The organism is Leeuwenhoekiella sp. NPDC079379 (genome assembly GCF_044542075.1).
GTDB lineage: Bacteria > Bacteroidota > Bacteroidia > Flavobacteriales > Flavobacteriaceae > Leeuwenhoekiella.
Genome location: NZ_JBITTU010000002.1, coordinates 513,680 through 532,934, shown reverse-complemented (window position 1 = coordinate 532,934; position 19,255 = coordinate 513,680). Strand labels below are relative to the sequence as shown.

The window sequence follows — 19,255 nt, the reverse complement described above, 5'->3', positions numbered from 1 at the left end:
ATATTAATTGTATCCAGGATTTTGTTGTAGTTCAGCTCCACGGTTTCCTTCTATCTCGTCTGCCGGTATCGGCCAAAGATTAAAGTGTTCCTGCATTCCCTGCTGTACATAAAATGGATTATTTTCTATAACGCGATCGTACAACTGACCTGTACGCATTAATGTAAGTCTTCTTTTTTCTTCTAATCCTAATTCACGGGCACGCTCATCTAAAATATAATCTATATTCATTTGACTAGCTGTTGCTAAAGAGGCATTGGCTCTACTACGCACAACATTAACATCTGCAGCAGCTAATGCTGGCTGGCTATTTGCTAAGTAAGCTTCTGCTCGCAGCAAATAGGTTTCTGCTAAACGTAACATATATTGATCTGTATACGTACCTCCTGCAGACGAAGTTAATGCAAATGGCACACTCCCAGGTCTTAGCAAACCGTCAGGGTGATTATAGGGAGTAGTGATTTTTGAAGGATATGCATAAAACTCTCTTCTACGTGGTTGAGTTTCTGTTGACCAGATTGTATCACGACCTATATCATTAGCTAGAATACCTAATGCACTTGAATTATCACGATTATAAACTCTCACAAAATTGTGATTTGCATTTCTAATATCATTAGTAAAATCTGGGTTAGAAGCATCTCCACCCCAAATTTGGTTAGAATAGAACTCAGTTGTAATACCCCATCCAATACCACGACCACCGGTATAGTCTCCTACTGGCCAAGAATTAAACGGTCTAAATCTTAATAATGGTGCAAAATGTCTTTCAAAAGCATAAGAACCACCTCTGTTTCCAGATTGTAGACCACCACCTTGAACATCTAATTCAAATTGAATTACCCATAAACTCTCTTTATTTCCACTGGTTCTGTTTTGATTATTCTTTCTGTATAAATCCCAAAAAACATCTCCTGGAGTTTCAGTGGATCGAGAACCAAAACGCGTACGCATTAGATCTGTATTTGGGTTATCTATTACCATAGATGCCGCAGTTATCGCCTCTGTATTTTTACCTAGTGCTAAATAAGCTTCAGTTAAATAATGATAAGCAACTAAATTATTTACACGACCGTCGGTTGCTTCAGTAATAGTAGGTAAATTTTGAGATGCAAATATTAAATCCTCAACTACCTGATTAAGTACTTCTTCTTTAGACGCTCTAACAAAATCTATTTTGGGAGCCGTAACCTCATCTGTAACTAGCGGTACGCCACCGTATAAAGTAACTAAAACACGGTAGGCAAAACCTCTAAAAAAACGAGCTTGAGATATTATATCTTTTGCTTCTGCCTCAGACATATCAGATGCAGGAGCTCTGCCTATAACGGTATTTGCTTCGGCAATAGTCTTGTATAACAAATTCCAGTGTGTAGTAGCTATATCACCGTCAGGTCTATAGGCCTGCTCCATGTTTCCGTGTCTTTGAGAACCTCCCGGTTCACCATCATAAACGAGGTCTGTCCCATAAATGAAATCAAAAGGACGGTTCTCATCACGATCATAAAATTGTCTTCTTACTAAGAAATACAAATTATTAACTGAGGCTGTAAAATCTGCATAATTTGTGTACGCATTTGCAGAACTCAAAAAGTCCTCTGGTTTCTCATCTAAAAATTCTTCCTCGCACGACCAGAATAGAGAAACTAATACTAAAAATATTATTGTTTTTTTCATGTCTTTTTTTTTAAAATGATATATTCACTCCTAAGGAATAGCCTCTCATTAATGGCCTACCACCGTTTCCTAATCCTACACCATAAATGTTTCTATCGGTATCTTGAAATTCTGGATCCCAACCGTTCCAATCTGTCCACGTAATTAAGTTCTTTCCGCTAACAAATATGCTTAAGCCGGCTATAGAAAGCTTATCTAAGAATTCGCTATCAAAATTATATTTTAGGTTAACATCCTGCAGGCGTACAAAACTTCTACTTTCAAGTCTTGCACCGGTAATCCCAGAACTGTTTGATGATAAAGCATTCAATCCATTAGGGTTAGAAGGTGACCAATAGCTTATACCACTTAACCTGTTTTGATAGAGTGTATTTGCATTTCTAAATACCGAATTATCATTATAGTTTAGATAATTATCATTACCTCCTTGAACAGAATTGATAAAAACACTTAAACTCAAACCTTTATAACTAAACGTGTTTAATACTGAAAATCTATATGCTGGATCTCTAGTACCTAAAATCTTACGGTCTTCAGCTTGAGTAATTTCACCATCTCCGTTTTGATCTACTATTCTATATCTACCCGGTCCAAAACCTTCAGGAATATTCTCTTCACCTAATTGATAGATTCCATCTACTTCATAACCATAAATAGCATTTATAGATTCTCCTATAAATAAACCACTTTGTATAAGATCATCTTCAACACCATCGCCATCTGCATCTTCTCCGGTTAGTGCTAAGATTTCGTTTTTATTTGTAGAAAAGTTACCCGTCATTGACCAAGTGAAATTTTCAGTACGTACAATATCGCCCGTTAATGTAATCTCAAGACCTTTGTTTTGAAGTTTACCTACATTAGTTTGAATGCGATTAAAACCTGTTAAATAAGGTATGCGTATTGCAAATAACAGATCATCTGTAATATTATCATACACATCAACACTACCTGTTAATCTGTTAGAAAACATACCAAAATCAACACCTAGATTTACACCAGCCGTTTTTTCCCACCTAAGATTAGGGTTAGCCAGAGAGCCTAACTCTTGTCCAAAAGCAGGACCAGAACCATCTCCAAAAACATATGCTGCACGAGTACCTATACGAGCTAAAGATGTATATCGTGGAGTTTGATTACCACTTACCCCATAACCTACTCTAAATTTTAAGTTGTTTACCCAATCTACGTTTTGCATGAAAGATTCATTCGATACATTCCAACCAAAAGCACCTGATGGAAAATATGCCGTCTTTTCATTATCTGCAAAACCGGAAAAACCATCTCTACGTATAGTTCCTGTTAAAATGTAACGATTATCAAACTTATAATTTGCTCTAAGCATTTGATAATTTAACCGCTCTGTATATGCAGAAGACCCAACAAATTGAAGTGCACCTACTCCAAGATCATTATATCCTAAAGAAAGCCTATCAAAACCTGAAGCATATGCATTTGTAGTTTCGTCCCTACGCTCTACTGCACCGTATAATAAGGTTGCTCCTATATCGTGTTTTCCAAAAACCTTGTTGTAAGACAATATGTTGTCTAAAGTGTAATCTTTGTAAAAACGTATAAATTTACCAGCATCACCAGTTTGACCTGCGGCGTAGATACTTGAACCGTAAGCCTTATCAATTCTATAATTATTACCAAAATTGATTCTATATTTCAAACCATCTATAAATGGTAAACTAATTTCAGAATATAAATTAGCAAAAAAGTAGTCGTGACGCTCATAATCCTGAGTATTTGATCCTAAAAAAGGGTTAGGCTCAATAGTACCTGCAGGGTTAGGTATTAAGTCACCATTCTCATCACGTGGTACTAATAACGGTGACATATTTACCAACTGAGATAGGCTTGGTTCATCACCGTCTTGCTTAACAAATGATCCAAAGGTTTGAACACCTACTTTCCACCAGTCAGTTGCATCTGCATCAAGATTAACACGCACGCTTTTTCTAGAGAAATTATCATTTTTAATGTATCCTTCCTGTTCTGTTAATCCTACAGACATTAAATAGCTAATATGTTCAGAACCACCCGTTACATTAATTTTATTTTCTTGAACAAAACCTGTTTGAGTACCTTCTTCCCACCAGTCATAATCTGTAGTTTTGAATTGACCTGGATTGTCTGGGTCTTCTAGTTCAAAATTAGGATTGATTCCATTTCCATTTCCAAAATATCCTGTAAAATCTGGATTAGGCGTTGTAAAGTCTGGACCTAAAAATGCGATATCATACAATTGGGTATTTATAAAATCAAGATATTCAGTTCTTCTCATAGGTCTAAGATCTTCAGAGGGTCCCTGAGTTGCATATGATGAAGAAATAGTTATTCTTGCCTTTTGATTACGTTTACCTGTTTTACTGGTAATTAGAATAACTCCATTAGCTGCCTGAGCACCATAAACCGCAGTAGAACTTGCATCTTTTAAAACATCTATAGATGCAATGTCGTTAGGATTTAAAGCAGAAAGAGAACCATTATACTGAATACCATCTAAAATAATTAGCACATCTCGATTACCACCTAGCGTACTTGTACCCCTAATTGAAATTTCTGGTGTTGAACCCGCACTGTTTACCTGACCAATATTTAAACCAGGAACCGTACCTTGTAAACTTTGGGCTATGTTTGTATTAGGAGCGTCTTCAAAAGCTTCTAAATTTGCACTTGCAACCGCACCAGTTACATCACTACGTTTCTGAGTACCATACCCAACAACCACAACTTCATCTAAAGATGCTACATCATCTTGTAATGCAACCTCAATAGTAGTTTTTCCGTTTAATGAAATCGTTTGCGTTTTGAAACCAATAGAAGAAAATACCAGTTCTGCAGTAGCTTTATTTTGTACTTCTAAAGCAAAATTACCGTCAATATCAGAAATTGCACCGTTAGATGCACCTTTCTCTATAACGTTCACATAAGGAATAGGTAACTTATTAGCATCAGTCACTTTACCTTTAATTACATCCTGAGCTTGCAGTCCTAATGCAAAGCCCAAATAAATAAAAATCGAAAGAATTCGATTTATGGGTATTTGTTGTTTCATAAAAATTAAATTTTAATTGGTTTTGAACTCGTACTCATTTATCTGAATTCCAAAATTAACAAAATATTTGGAGTACACAATCGATTGCGTAAATAAAATGTTATTTATACACTTTATAAACACCTTTAATTTAAATTTGAAATGAGTTTCTGACTTATTCCCCACAAAAAAAAACTATACCTCTAGCTATCAATATCTTTAAAAAAGTATTTGACAGCGAGCGCTATTTATAATTTCAATGCTTAATAAAATATTTACACAACCGATTGTTACGCCAACTTTGTAATTAATTAATTGACTTTAGTGAAGATTTTCTAATTATAAGATCGGTATCTAAAATGGTTACTTGTGTAAGTGTGCTATCTATTTCTGTATCTTCAAGATGCTTTAAAATACATTTAGCAGATAGTTTACCCATTTTTGACGCTGGGTGTGTAACCGAAGAAAGTCCCGGTTCTATAATAGAGCACACGGGGTCATTGTTAAATCCTATAATGGCAAGATCTTGAGGTATTCTTACGTTATTCTCTTTAGCATATTGAATAGCACTTACAGCTGCTGTATCGTTTGAAGAAAAAATACCATCTGGAGGACTAGCAAGATTCATTAAATGTTTTGTCGCTTTCTTTCCTTCTTTAGCGCTTAACGTTTCAAATTGAATAATTAATTCTTCATATAAAGTTAAATCATAAGCCTTTAAAGCATCCTCATATCCCCTTCTACGCTCTTTATAAACATTGCGATTCTGAGAACCTGCAAAATGTGCAATGCGCTTACAACCACTTAAAATTAAATGTTCTGTTGCCTTATAGCCCGATGCATAATTATCTATTACAATATTATAAGATGGAAAAGATTCTGGTACTCGATCGACAAATACTATAGGTATTTTTTGATTTAGAAAAGGCTCAAAATGACTATAATCAACTGTCTCCATAGATAGTGAAGTAATTATACCTGATATACGCATATCATACAAAGTTCTTGCATTTTGCACTTCGCTTTCATAACTGTCATTACATTGTATTATAATAACTGTATATCCTGCTTTTTTAGCTTCATCTTCTATACCACTTATAAGAGAAGACATAAAGGGTCTGTTAATACGAGATATAAGCACCCCTATAGTTTTGCTACGATTATTGCGTAATCCCGCAGCAAGAGAATTAGGCCGGTACCCCATCTTATCTGCTTCTTTTTTAATAAGTTCTTTTGTAGATTTCCCTATAGAATGATGATCTCGTAAAGCTCTGGAAATTGTAGAAGTAGAATATTTTAACTTCTTGGCTATATCGTAAATGGTAATTTCCTTTTTTTGCTTCATTTTTTCAACAGGTTCTATCTACAATATGGTATTACTGAAGTTGGGTTGTTTTCGTAAAAATAGAAAAGTTTTATAAACATAAGTGTTTATTCAACATTTTACCCTTGTCTTTATCTTTCTTGTTTAAGGATTAATGAATTATTAAAAGCTGCACGTAAATTGTGATTATGATTTCCGAAGCACTTCAAGCGGCGAGCTTTTAATAACACTTCTACTATTACTAAGTCCTATTGCTAAAACTAAAAGTGTTATTCCCGGTAATAGAACAAAAAATGGAATCCACGAGGGAACAAAGCTGGTATCAAAAACAAAATAGGCTAATAATAGAGTGCCAATTAGTGATAAAAGTATACCAGATAAAGAGCCGATTATACCTAGATATAAATATTCTAAGCCTTGTATTTTTAATATTTGTCGCCCCTTTGCTCCCATCGTGCGTAAAAGAACACTTTCTCGTATACGCTGATATTTACTGGTGCGTACCGCTCCTAAGAGAACAATTATACCTATTAGAATACTAAAAAATGCCATAAAGTTTATGATGTAACTTATTTTAGTAAGTAGCTCTTCAATGACGTTGAGAACTTGCCGTAAATCTAAAATTGAAAGTGTAGGATAATCTGTGACTAACTCACGCTGTATAGCTGCGGAAACATTATCGTTAGCAACATTAGTAGTAATTACACCAAATTGTGGCGCATTTTCTAAAACTCCTGCCGGGAATACAATTGAAAAATTTAATTGCATTCGACTCCAATCGACGGTACGTATACTGCCTATTATTGTTGTTATTAATTTGCCCTGCACATTAAAAACAACTTCATCTCCAAGTTCAACCTGAGCATCTTGTGCAAAATTATCACTCACCGAAATAGGAATTTCTTCAAATTGGGGAGTCATACGCGCTGTAAATATTCCTTCTTGCAGTACTTCAGAAGCAATAAGTGAGTCCCTATACGTTGTTCTAAACTCGTGGTTCAGAATCCATCTGTTAATTTGGGTGGTACTGTCTAGTTTCAGATCTGTATTGCTTCTACCATTAATACTTTGAACCCGCATCGTTACAATGGGTATTTTTTCTATGGCTTCCAGATTGTTGTTTTCTAAAGTTTTTACAAGTGGTGCCATTTGTTCTTTTTGCACATCAAGTAAAATCATATTGGCACTTTCAGTATTACCATCTAAAGCTGCCTGAGCGAGCAATATATCTTTTGTAAAATAAAGCGTACTTATTAAAAAGGAACCTACTCCAATCGCAAGAATTAGAATGACAGTTTGATTTTTTGGCCTGAATAAATTACGTAAACTTTGTCGCGATGTAAAACTCCATGAGCTCGGGAAATACCGTCTTATCATACGCATAAATACTCGAGCAATACCTGCCAGAATACTAAAGGTGACTAAAATACCTGCCAGAAATCCTAATGCATACTTCCAGTCGTTTAATAACCAAAGTGCAAATAAAAATACAAATACAAGGATTGCAAGGGTTACGCCCAGTGCTGTTTTACGCGATTGTGTACCCGTTTCTGTTACCCGTAATGCCTGAAGCGGAGAAACCTGTAAGGTGTTTAGCAATGGGTATAACGCAAAAAGTACAGACATAAATACACCGGTTACGATTCCCATTACGATTACCAGCCACGAGAACGTTAATATTACATCTACAGGGAGTAAATCTTTTAATAGCAGCGGAAATAGCTGCTGTAAAAACAAACCGGCAAGTGTTCCTAAAATACCACCCACAAGACCTAAAACGGCTATTTGTATCAGGTAGATAAGAAAAGCCTGTTTATTTGAAGCTCCCAGACATTTAAGAACAGCTACAGATTTTAATTTCTCACGTATATAGATCGTAGTGGCGCTGGCAATCCCTACACAGCCTAAGAGCAAAGCAATAAAACCTACCAGATTTAAAAACTTACCAAAATTAGCATAGCGGTTTCCCAATCGTTCACTTGTTGCTAAATGGGTGTCGAGATCTGCCTCTACTGCGTCTAAACGATCTGATACAGCCAATTCTAATTTTGTCAAATCAGTTTGAGGTGATTTGAAATAATATTCATAATCAATACGGCTTCCCACCTGCACAAGTCCGGTTTCTGCAATTACCTCATAAGGAATCACGACCGGTGGTGCTATTGCACTGAAAACCGCATTACTTCCGGGAATGGCTTTTAGTGCTCCTAAAACCGGCAAGGTTACAGCTCCAAGTTTTATACTATCACCGGTTTTAATATTTAATTGTAACATCACGGTAGCATCAATTAATGCACCTCGTTGCTCCTCATAATTTATTGCTGCTTCTTCTGGTGTGGTTTCTAATTTTCCGTAGAAAGGAAACCCTTTAGAAATACCACGTACCTGAACGAGTTTTGTAGCACCATTATTAGGAAACAATGCCATAGAAGCAAACGTAATTTCTTTTGCATCTGCACCTCCAAGAGAATCTACTATAAACAGGGCTTCTTCAGTAAGCTCGCTATCACTATCTATTTTAAAATCTGCACCCATTAACCCTTTAGACTGCAGCGCAATATTTGTCTTTAACGTTTCTCCAAAAGACTGAATAGAAACTATGGCGGCGATACCCAAAACAATTGAAAGCATAAACAGACTTAACTTTCCTGCACTTGCCCTAAAATCTCTCCAGGCCATTTTAAATAACCAGTAGGTTCCTGCCTGATTCTTAATAGATTTAGACATGGGCTGCATTTGTTAAGCTTACTATTTTACCTCCTTTAATAGTAAGAATATTCTGTGTTTTTTTTGCCAAATCCATATCGTGAGTAACCAACACAAGGGTGGTACCTAATTCTTTATTGAGTTCAAAAAGTAATTCTACTACCTTTTCACCGGTTTCTGCATCGAGATTTCCGGTAGGCTCATCTGCAAATAATATTTTAGGATCGTTTGCAAATGCTCGAGCCAGTGCAACACGTTGCTGCTCACCTCCAGATAATTGAGAGGGATAATGATTTCCCCTATCTCCTAAACCTACTTTCTCTAAAAGCGTTTTTGCTTTAGTTAATGCATTTTTAGAACCTTGTAATTCTAACGGAATTGCAATATTTTCTAAAGCTGTTAACGTTGCCAAAAGCTGAAAATCCTGAAAAACAAAACCAACATGTTTATTACGCAGCGCTGCACGTTCATCTTCAGAAAGGCTACTAAGTACAGTACCATTTAACGTTACCGTGCCCGAATCGGGCTTATCGAGACCTGCACAAATACCTAAAAGCGTTGTTTTACCACTTCCTGATGGGCCAACGATGGAAAAAGTCTCTTTTTCTGTTATACTAAAGTTAATATCTTCAAGTACAGTAAGCTTTTTAGAGCCACTAGTATAGCTTTTTTCTAAATTTGAAATCTTTAATATGGAAGTCATTGCGTGATTGTTTGTAACAAAGAATTATTTTGACCAACTATTAGTCTGAAACCTTACAGAAACTAACATAATACGTTGATTTCTATTTCTTAAATTCCGCTTTGCGGAAAAATAACCTTTTACAGTTAATTAAAAATTAGATCATTTTGAGAACCTTGTTAATGTTTTGTTGTTTTTTGCTTAGTGTAGCATCAACTTCTTGTAAAAATACAAATGAATCCCAGCCTGAAACACAATCAGATAATATATACACTACTGAATCTAATGGTGTAGAAAATGATACAACACTAAAAACAATTTTATTTTTTGGAGACAGTCTTACCGCAGGTTATGGGCTTGACGATCCTGACGATGCCTTCCCGGGGTTAATACAAGATAAAATAGACAGTTTAGGTATCTCATATCAGGTGGTAAATGCAGGTATTAGTGGTGAAACTACTTCTGGAGGTAAAAATAGATTAGACTGGATTTTAGAAACAAACATTGATATTTTTGTCTTAGAATTAGGCGCTAATGATGTTTTGCGAGGCATTCCTGTTTCAGAAACTAAAGCTAATTTACAATATATTATAGATGAGGTTAGCGCTCAAAAACCCAACGCAAAAATCGTACTTACCGGTATGCAATTACCTCCTAATTTAGGCACAGAATACACTGCAGATTTTAAAGCTCTTTTTTATGATTTATCAGAAAAAAACAATATAGCGCTAGTGCCATTTTTACTAGAAAATGTAGGCGGTATAGCACGTTTAAATCAGGCTGACGGAATACACCCTACCGCAGAAGGACATAAAATACTTGCAGCTAATGTATTCCCGATTTTAAGACCGCTATTAAAATCAAATTCAACTGATTAAATTTACCAGATCTTTAAATTTTTCGTGAATACCAGTTCTAGCTTTAAGCTGTTATAAATCCCTAATAGACTTATTTTAAAACCTCAATGACTTCTAAAGAATCTAATCTTGAGCAGCTCTACGATTATCTAAACGACGAAGAAGATGCAAGAACGTGTAAGGCCATAGACGATAAGGCTTGTAAAGAAACTCCCGGAAATTATTTTTTACTACTAATAAGCAATATGCTTACCTCACTAGGTGACACACTAAGTAATCCTAAAACAGTCCTAACCTGGGTAATGAATTATGTAAATGCACCCGTTATGCTTATAAGTTTTATCGTACCCATACGAGAATCAGGCTCTATGCTTCCGCAGTTATTTATAGCGCACTATATTAGACAAAAACCGGTGCGGAAATATGTCTGGGTTTTGGGATCTGTATTGCAATTTCTTGCAATTGCCGGTATTGGCTTTGTTGCTTTGACCTTTGAAGGTAATAGCGCCGGTTGGCTTATAATACTTTGTTTAATAGCCTTCAGTCTAGCTCGCGGACTCTGCTCTATTGCATTTAAAGATGTTTTAGGAAAGACGATACCCAAGCAAAAGCGCGGCAAACTAAAAGGATACACCGCATCAGTAAGCGGAATTTTAGTTCTCGCAGCGGGACTTTTTATTCTTTACAAATCAAGAGAAGATGTAGGAATTGAATTTTACAGTTATCTCATTTTTTTCGCCTCAGCTTTATGGTTAATTGCGGCACTTATTTATGCAAATATCAAAGAATTTCCAGGTGAGACAGCGGGAGGTGAAAATGGTTTTAAAGAAGCATTAAATAGATTAGGGCTTTTAAGAGAAGACAAACAATTCCGGAATTTTGTTATTACCAGATCTTTATTGTTGTGTTCTGCTCTAACAGCTCCTTATTATGTGCTATTAGCGCAACGCTATGTAGGTAAAGAAGCGTATTTACTAGGTCTTTTTATAATTGCTAATGGTGTAGCGTCTATCATTAGTGCTCCCGTATGGGGCAAAATGGCAGATAAATCAAGTAAAAAAGTAATGACCTATTCTGCGATTCTTACCGCAGGTTTAGGCTTACTAATTGTGGCTATTATTCAGTTTATACCTCTCTGGCGTGATCAGGTGTGGCTCTACACCATAGCCTTTTTCATTTTAGGCATTGCACATCAAGGAGTACGTCTGGGTAGAAAAACCTATATCGTAGATATGGCTGAAGGCAATCGCCGCACAGATTACGTTGCAGTAAGTAATACACTTATTGGTTTTATTCTTTTAATAACCGGCGGTATTAGCGCTTTAGCTTCGTTGATTTCGGTAGAAGGTATAATCGCAGTTCTTTCTGGTTTAGGTATTTTAGGAGCGATTAAAAGTGCTACGTTACCTAATGTAGAATAAAAAACGCCGGCTTTTAGGCGGCGTTTAAGTTTAATTATATCGGCTGCATCCTGGATGCCCTTAGATATTAAAGATTACTTCTTTTTAGAAGCAGTCTTCACCGGCTTTACAGCAGCAGGCTTAGTAGCCTGTTTAGCTGGAGCAGCCTTTTTAGATGACTTATTTGTTGCCATTGTAATTGTATTTAATACTACTAATGTAAAACGAATTTCATTCCCTTTTTCATAAAAATTAAGCTACAATTGTTAAATTTATAGCTACAATTTATACCTCAATACAACTATTTTTAATATATGTTTTATGGGAGATTTAACTAAAATTGAAGAGTATTTCAATACCGAACATCAGTTTAATGAAGCACTCAAAAAATTAAGAGCATTACTACTAACGACAGAGCTTCAAGAAACTTTTAAGTGGAATGCACCAGTATATACGATAGCTGGTAAAAATATTATTGGTCTTGGCCGATTTAAAAATCACTTTGGTATTTGGTTTTTTAACGGCTCACTGCTTAATGATCCTAACTCTGAATTACATAACGCTCAGGAAGGAAAAACTAAATCCTTGAGACAGCTTCGGTTTTATGAGGAAAATGATATTGTAAATTCTACTGTACTTCGTTTTGTAAACGAAGCTATAGAAAATCAAAAAAGGGGCTATGAAATTAAACCAATTAGAACTGCTCCTAAAATCCTGATACCCTTAGAACTACAAGCTGCACTAAAAGAGGATTTGCAATTAAAAAACTGTTTTAATGGTCTAACTCCAGGAAGGCAAAAGGATTTTGCGCTACATATAGGCAGTGCAAAACAAGAAAAAACACGTATTAGTAGATTAAATAAATCTATTCCTTTAATTCTAGAGGGTGTTGGTTTGTATGATAAATACAAGGATTGTTAAATATTAGACCGAATAGATTGTATTAATTGTGGTGATAACGTTAAGAGGCGTTAAAACAAATCAAATCTATTGGGTTAATTACGTAATTTGAGTCTTCAAGAATATTTAAACCTATTATGACATCAATTCGAGTTGCCGCATTATTTGTATTTGCAATTTTCATTATCAGTTGTTCTTCAGTCAAACATACTGATATAAATTATCTAAAGTCTGCTTATAAAGCTTCAACTGAAGAGCCTACACTCAATATTTTTCAGCCTAAAGATTCTACACAACAGCATGACGTATTGATTTTTGTGCATGGCGGTAATTGGAATAGTGGTTCTAAAAGCACCTACTCTGTGTTAGGTCGTAATTTTGCAAAAAACGATTATGTAACTGTAATTCCCGGCTATACCCTGAGTCCTTTTGCCAACTACGATACAATGACTCGTCAAATTACCGAAGCTATTACATGGACAAAAGAAAATATTGCCAATTATAGTGGTAATCCTGATCGAATATTTCTGATGGGGCATTCTGCCGGTGGTCATTTAATCGCTTTGGCGACTATGAATCCCAAATACTTAAATGATAATTCACTAATAAAGGGTCTTATATTTGACGATGCTGCTGCACTTGATCAGCTTAAATATCTACAGGAAAATCCGCCTACAGATGAAGACTACTACGATGTGACCTGGACTAAAGATCCTGAAGAATGGCGTAACGCTTCGCCTTATTATTTTCTCGATGAGAACACTCCTGCTATCCTAACCTATTTAGGAACTAAGACCATCCCTTCATTATATTATTACAATGATCTTTTTCATCAAAAACTTCTAGAATTTCAGCCGCAGGCTAAACTCATTACGCTTAATAAAAAACACGTACCTATGGTGACCCAGTTTTTCTGGCCTTTTAGTACGCGTTTTAAAGAAATTAAAGAGTTTACAGCGGGTATAGAATAATTATACAATCTCGTTATAATCAGCAGGAGTCTAATCTTCTTCTGCAATAATCTTATTCTGTTTGAATGGTCTAATAATTAAACGAGCCGCTTTATCAAAATTGATGTAGCTGTACGTCCAATTGAAAAAAGTAACTACACGATTTCTAAAACCTACTAAAAACCACAGGTGAATAAACATCCAGATAAACCAGGCAAAGAAGCCTCCAAAATGTATTTTACCTATATCTACAACCGCTTTATTACGACCTATAGTTGCCATTGATCCTTTATCAAAATAACTGAAGGGTTTTAATTCCTTATTCTTTAGTATATTTTTAAAGTTAGTAGCTAAATTTTTTCCTTGTTGTATTGCGGGTTGTGCAACTTGTGGATGCCCTTTGGGGAATGCTTCAGTTTCCATAAGCGCGATATCTCCTATTGCATAGATATCTTTAAATCCTGCAATTTTGTTATAACGATCAACTTTATACCTATTAATTTTAGGGAGCAATGCAGTTTCCTCAAAACCAGAAATAGAAGCACCTGTAACTCCCGCAGACCAGATAAATGTTGCCGTATCTAAAATTAAATCGCCCTTTGTGGTTACGCGGTTATTTTCGTAATTAGCTACAAAAGTCTCTAAATGAATAGTAACGCCCATATTCTCGAGAAATTTATGTGCTTTTTTAGAGGAGTATTCACTAAACGGTGGCAATACACGGTTTGCACCTTCAATAAGATGTATTTCAATCTCACTGGTATCCATATCAGGATAATCTGCCTGTAAAACATTAGAGCGTAATTCTGCTAATGCTCCACTCAATTCAACACCAGTAGGCCCTGCTCCTGCAATTACAAAACGTAAAAGTTCTTTTCGTTTTACAGGATCTTCAGTACGATTTGCGCGCTCCAGATTTTCAAACATTAAACTGCGTATGTTTAATGCCTGCGGAAGACTTTTCATCCAGATCGCATTATCCTCAATGGTTTTGTTTCCAAAAAAATTTGTGCGCGTTCCCGTGGCAATTACGAGGTGATCGTAACTCAAATCTCCTATATCTGTACGTATTTTTTTAAGAGTAGTGTCAATATGGTTTACTTCCGCAAGGCGGAAATGCATATTTTTTTGATTGCGTATGAGTTTACGTAAAGGGTATGCAATAGACTCTGGCTCCAGACCCGACGTAGAAACCTGATATAAAAGCGGCTGAAAGGTGTGAAAGTTTCGCTTATCAAGTAAAACTACCTGATACTTAGTTTTTTTAAGATTCTTTATAAGGTTTATTCCTCCAAAACCTCCACCTATAATTACTATACGAGGTTCTCGAGTTTGAGGGATATTCATAGTTACTAGTTTTAGTAAAGTTACTTAACAGATGCTAAACCGATTAATCTTTATTATTAATTTAGCTTTAGTTGTAACATATTACCCGCTACTAATACAAATAGGCAACTAACAATTAGCTTTTGGATCCGAAACTTGAAAAAGAATTTGTAACCCAGCTTGAAGCAAACCAGAATATCGTACATAAAATTTGCAGATTATATACGCACGATCAGGAATCACATAACGATCTGTTTCAAGAGATTACAATACAATTATTTAAGGCGTACCCTAAATTTAGAGGTGACTCAAAATTTAGTACCTGGATGTACCGGGTGGGACTCAATACCTCAATAACGCTCTATCGTAAATCAAAACGCAGTATACGCACACAAGATTATGACAGTGTGATGTTTAAGATTGCGAGTTCAGAATATGATAATACGGTAGAAGAACAATTAAAACTTATGTATTCAGCAATACGCCAGCTTAGCGATATAGATAAAGCGCTGGTTTTTTTATATCTCGAAGATAAACCCTACAGCGAGATTTCAGAAACTTTAGGTATAACCGAAGTAAATGCAAGGGTTAAGATGAATCGTGTAAAAGGCAAGTTGAAAGACTTATTAAATGTGTAGCAGCAGATGGACGAACTTGAATTTTTAAAGAAAGACTGGAAACGGCAGGAAGCCGACCTTCCTAAGGTTAATATAGAATCTATATATAAAATGATTCACAAACGATCTTCTTCTATTATGAAGTGGATTTTATATATCTCAATAATAGAATTTCTATTCTGGACAGTAATAAATGCATTTACGATTAATACTAAAAGCTTAAACTCTCTTAAAGAATTACACCTTTATGAATTTGAAATTATAGCAACGCTTATTCATTATTGTATATTAATTTACTTCATCTATATATTTTACAAAAACTATAAAGAAGTACAAACTACCGAAAATACCAGCAAGCTGATGAAGCGTATTTTAAAAGTACGCAAAACAGTGAATTACTATGTAATTTACAATCTGGTAATGGCATTTATTATTGGTGTGATTGTATTCATCGCATCAGCCATATATAGCCCAAAAATTCAAGAAATCTATGTTGTTGGCGAAGATGGCTCACAAAGTCTGCCACTAAGTTTTATAGTCACTTTTATAGGAATGTTTCTACTTATAATAGGTTTGTTCTGGTTGTTCTATAAATTGCTTTACGGTATTTTATTACGCAAACTACATCGCAATTATAAAGAACTGAACAAATTAGAGTTACGTAATTAAATTGCCTTATCTCAAAATATAAATCCTACCAGACTATGGTGGGATTTTTTGTTTAGTTGAAGGCTAAAATTTATCGGCTCAATATTTAATCTATAATCATAATTTAAGTAAATGATAATCTTTTTTTAAGGGATAATTAACACGTATAACCCCTATTTTTGTGGGAAACAACCTTTTATGCAAAAACTCTTACGCTTTGCTCTCGTTTTGATGCTTTTAGCGGCTATTCAATCAAGCGCACAAGAATATTCTACATCTAGTATAGAAAAGACAATTAGTGAATTTAAAAATGACGCCAGAGGTCCTTACCTACGTATACGCTGGTTCTGTGAAGATGGCACAATGCGCGAACCTAAAGACCCGTGTCCTGATGGTGTAGATGGGGTACAACACGCCAGTTATAAAGAAATCACTAAAAATCTAGCAGAGCGCAATCAGTTATATTTTGCTGAAATTCTCGCAGCCGCAGACCCTAAAAAATTCTGGGATGCATCTAACAATCACAGTCGTTTAAAACAGTATCAACTGGGTAAATATTTACAAAGTGTTGATGATGGGTGGATTTTGCAAAAAGCTCAATACTATCGCGGTGCCATACAATCTGAAGATGAAGAAGCCTGGGGAATAGATTTTTATAAAAATTTATTGAAGCAGGATGATGCTGTTGAAGCCAATTATTATCTTATACGTCAATCTTTAAAAGATATTCCACACTCAGGCGATGATAATATTGCTCAACGTATGCGTAGCGAATCTAAAGTTATTGCAGAGTTATTCCCTAAATTTATGGATGCACGCGTAAAAATACATGGGCAACCAGACGTAAGTGACATAGCCCTAGTACAGCAATTTCAACAGAAATATCAAGATCAATTCTCTCCTAAAATCAATACAGAGTTTGATAATCTACTTGTTACACTTAATGAGTACTATGCTCCTATTAATTTACAGAGTTTAAAAAATCAAATCTCTAGCTTAAAAAGTGAACCCGAAGTAAAGAAGCAATTGTTACAATTTACTACAACAATAACAAATGATACTCCTGCAGATATAGTAATACCTGAGATAAGTGATTTACTATGCAACATACGCACGCAAATCACTCAGATTACAAGACCTCAGGACCGCCTTACCATATTAGATATTTCTCTAAAATTAGAAGAAATGCTTCTTAAGAAAGCGCCATCCTGGGAGCCAAAAGATTTAAGAGGTTTGCTTGATAAAGTGTATCATTTATCTTACGCAACTGCAGGAACAGGTCTTACCGAAGTGTGGGAATGGGAAGAAATTGCAGCCACGTTAGCCCCTATAAAATATACAAATGTTTCTATTGCTGAATTAAATACGATGCTAAACACGAGCCGCAATGTCGTGCAGTGGAGTGCGGCTATGGTTAAGGCAACCTATGATAATGATGTAGAAAAATACACTGCATTTGAGCCACTTGCTGCCGGTTTTATAGACGATCGCGTGCGTTCTTCAGTTGCGCTACCTTTAGGTAAAGCAGTAAGTGAATTAGGCGATTTAGTTTCTCAAGAATCTAATCTGGAAAATAAAGTAATGCGTATTGAAAACCAAAGCGCAATTCACGGTCTAAATCCCGGTTACGCAATGGGTGAACTTGTAGTCGTACCCGGTAATCCCGATGCTGTAGAAGTTTCTAGTAATAAAATTTACATTTTTAAAAGACCGCCATCAGATCTCAAACCAGTTGCAGGTATTGCCACTGTAGATGAAGGCAATCTCGTTTCTCATGTACAACTACTTGCACGTAATCTGGGTATTCCAAACGCAGCACTTATAGATTCTAATCTAGAAGCCTTGCAAGAATTTAATGGTAAAGAAGTTTTTTATGCCGTTTCTACTAAAGGAACTGTGATTTTAAAACTAGCTCAAGATATGTCTAATGAAGAAAAACAACTTTTTTCTCAAGAAGAACGCAAACAAACAAAAATTGCGGTGCCCATAGAAAAAATTAGACTTGATCTCAAGAAAATACTCAATATGCGCGATATTGACGCTTCTGCCAGCGGAAAGTTAGCAGGACCAAAAGCAGCAAACTTAGGAGAACTTAAAAAAATGTTTCCTGAGCATGTGGTTGAAGGTCTGGTCATACCGTTTGGTATTTTTAGAGATCATATGGATTTGCCAATGCCAGGTCAAACCGTAAGCTACTGGCAATTTCTAACCGATATGTTCGCTTCTGCGGAAAAACAACGGGTTGCAGGCACTTCAGAAAGTCAGGTTGAAGCTTTTCAACTAAAACAATTGGCAACGCTACGCACCGCTATTGCAGACATGAAATTGAAACCCTCTTTTATCACCGAATTGCGAAACTCATTTGTAACGAACTTTGGTAAACCTATAGGTCAAACTCCGGTATTTTTACGTAGTGATACTAATATGGAAGATCTTAAAGAGTTTACCGGAGCGGGCTTAAACCTGACGTTGTTTAATGTGGTTGAAGAACAAAAGATTCTAGACGGAATAAAATCAGTTTGGGCTTCACCCTATACCGAACGTAGTTTTAAATGGAGACAGGTGTATTTATCAAATCCTGAGAATGTATTTCCTTCGATATTAGTAATACCTAGTGTAGATGTAGATTATTCTGGTGTAATGATCACTAAAGGAATTAATGAAGGTGTTGATGAAGATTTAACGGTGGCTTTTAGTCGTGGTGCCGGTGGTGCAGTAGATGGCCAGGCAGCAGAAACCCGTTTAGTTACTGACAAAGACAATCGCCTTCTAGCTCCTGCGCGTCAACCCGATTATATACGATTACCAACATCCGGAGCTACAAAAAAGTATATGACTACGTTTGAAAACCCTATACTTAACACAAAAAACATCCAGAGTTTACGTGAGGTTGCTAATGAAATTCGAGCAAAAATTCCGCAGGAAACAAACACTGATTATGTAGGAGCATATGATGTTGAATTAGGCTTTCAAAATGATAAATTATGGTTATTTCAAATACGCCCTTTTGTAGAAAATAAAAACGCCTTAAGTAATGGATATCTTGATTCGATATCGCCTAAAACGAATGAAGAAGCGTTTATAGATCTTGACACAAAATTATAAGTTTAACTTTTTGTCAGTTT

At 35.7% G+C, this 19,255-nt stretch carries 14 protein-coding genes; 8 read left to right on the top strand and 6 right to left on the bottom strand.

The features are described 5' to 3' along the window. Positions 1-3 precede the first annotated feature (3 nt). From ACIGAM_RS05650 to ACIGAM_RS05630, 5 genes are all read right to left on the bottom strand, one after another. Complete coding sequence (locus tag ACIGAM_RS05650; protein WP_396510485.1) at positions 4-1,677, bottom strand: RagB/SusD family nutrient uptake outer membrane protein; 1,674 nt, start codon at positions 1,675-1,677, stop codon at positions 4-6. A 10-nt stretch (positions 1,678-1,687) separates the two neighbouring features. Further along, the gene (locus tag ACIGAM_RS05645; protein ID WP_396510484.1) at positions 1,688-4,741 is read right to left on the bottom strand and encodes a SusC/RagA family TonB-linked outer membrane protein; all 3,054 of its coding nucleotides are present in this window, start codon (positions 4,739-4,741) and stop codon (positions 1,688-1,690) included. A gap of 286 nt (positions 4,742-5,027) precedes the next feature. Then, positions 5,028-6,065 (bottom strand): LacI family DNA-binding transcriptional regulator, encoded by a 1,038-nt coding sequence (locus ACIGAM_RS05640; RefSeq protein WP_396510483.1) that lies wholly within the window; start codon positions 6,063-6,065, stop codon positions 5,028-5,030. A 165-nt stretch (positions 6,066-6,230) separates the two neighbouring features. Beyond that, a complete protein-coding gene (locus tag ACIGAM_RS05635) occupies positions 6,231-8,771 on the bottom strand; it encodes an ABC transporter permease (protein WP_396510482.1) in 2,541 nt (846 codons plus the stop codon). After that, positions 8,764-9,453 (bottom strand): ABC transporter ATP-binding protein, encoded by a 690-nt coding sequence (locus ACIGAM_RS05630; protein ID WP_396510481.1) that lies wholly within the window; start codon positions 9,451-9,453, stop codon positions 8,764-8,766. Before ACIGAM_RS05630 ends, ACIGAM_RS05635 begins: the two co-directional genes overlap by 8 nt. A 146-nt stretch (positions 9,454-9,599) precedes the next feature. Between ACIGAM_RS05630 and ACIGAM_RS05625 the strand changes: the two genes are divergently transcribed. The 5 genes from ACIGAM_RS05625 to ACIGAM_RS05605 all read left to right on the top strand — a co-directional run bounded on the left by ACIGAM_RS05625 (position 9,600) and on the right by ACIGAM_RS05605 (position 13,560). Beyond that, positions 9,600-10,310 (top strand): arylesterase, encoded by a 711-nt coding sequence (locus ACIGAM_RS05625; RefSeq protein WP_396510480.1) that lies wholly within the window; start codon positions 9,600-9,602, stop codon positions 10,308-10,310. An 86-nt stretch (positions 10,311-10,396) separates the two neighbouring features. Next, positions 10,397-11,710, top strand: coding sequence for an MFS transporter (locus ACIGAM_RS05620; protein ID WP_396510479.1), 1,314 nt, complete (start codon positions 10,397-10,399; stop codon positions 11,708-11,710). A gap of 54 nt (positions 11,711-11,764) precedes the next feature. Beyond that, positions 11,765-11,938, top strand: a complete 174-nt coding sequence (locus ACIGAM_RS05615) for a hypothetical protein (protein WP_396510478.1) — start codon at positions 11,765-11,767, stop codon at positions 11,936-11,938. A gap of 72 nt (positions 11,939-12,010) precedes the next feature. Beyond that, positions 12,011-12,610 carry a YdeI family protein gene (locus ACIGAM_RS05610; protein ID WP_396510477.1) on the top strand — a complete coding sequence of 200 codons (600 nt, stop codon included), beginning with the start codon at positions 12,011-12,013 and terminating at the stop codon, positions 12,608-12,610. Between the two features lie 116 nt (positions 12,611-12,726). Continuing rightward, positions 12,727-13,560 carry an alpha/beta hydrolase gene (locus tag ACIGAM_RS05605; RefSeq protein ID WP_396510476.1) on the top strand — a complete coding sequence of 278 codons (834 nt, stop codon included), beginning with the start codon at positions 12,727-12,729 and terminating at the stop codon, positions 13,558-13,560. Between the two features lie 30 nt (positions 13,561-13,590). Here the strand turns inward: ACIGAM_RS05605 and ACIGAM_RS05600 are convergent, their stop codons facing one another. Beyond that, positions 13,591-14,886, bottom strand: coding sequence for an NAD(P)/FAD-dependent oxidoreductase (locus ACIGAM_RS05600; RefSeq protein ID WP_396510475.1), 1,296 nt, complete (start codon positions 14,884-14,886; stop codon positions 13,591-13,593). Between the two features lie 122 nt (positions 14,887-15,008). Between ACIGAM_RS05600 and ACIGAM_RS05595 the strand changes: the two genes are divergently transcribed. The 3 genes from ACIGAM_RS05595 to ACIGAM_RS05585 all read left to right on the top strand — a co-directional run bounded on the left by ACIGAM_RS05595 (position 15,009) and on the right by ACIGAM_RS05585 (position 19,235). Beyond that, entirely contained in the window at positions 15,009-15,503 is a 495-nt protein-coding gene (locus tag ACIGAM_RS05595) for an RNA polymerase sigma factor (RefSeq protein ID WP_396510474.1), read from the top strand. Between the two features lie 6 nt (positions 15,504-15,509). Next, positions 15,510-16,151 (top strand): hypothetical protein, encoded by a 642-nt coding sequence (locus tag ACIGAM_RS05590; protein WP_396510473.1) that lies wholly within the window; start codon positions 15,510-15,512, stop codon positions 16,149-16,151. Between the two features lie 177 nt (positions 16,152-16,328). Further along, positions 16,329-19,235, top strand: a complete 2,907-nt coding sequence (locus ACIGAM_RS05585; protein WP_396510472.1) for a PEP/pyruvate-binding domain-containing protein — start codon at positions 16,329-16,331, stop codon at positions 19,233-19,235. Positions 19,236-19,255 lie beyond the last annotated feature (20 nt).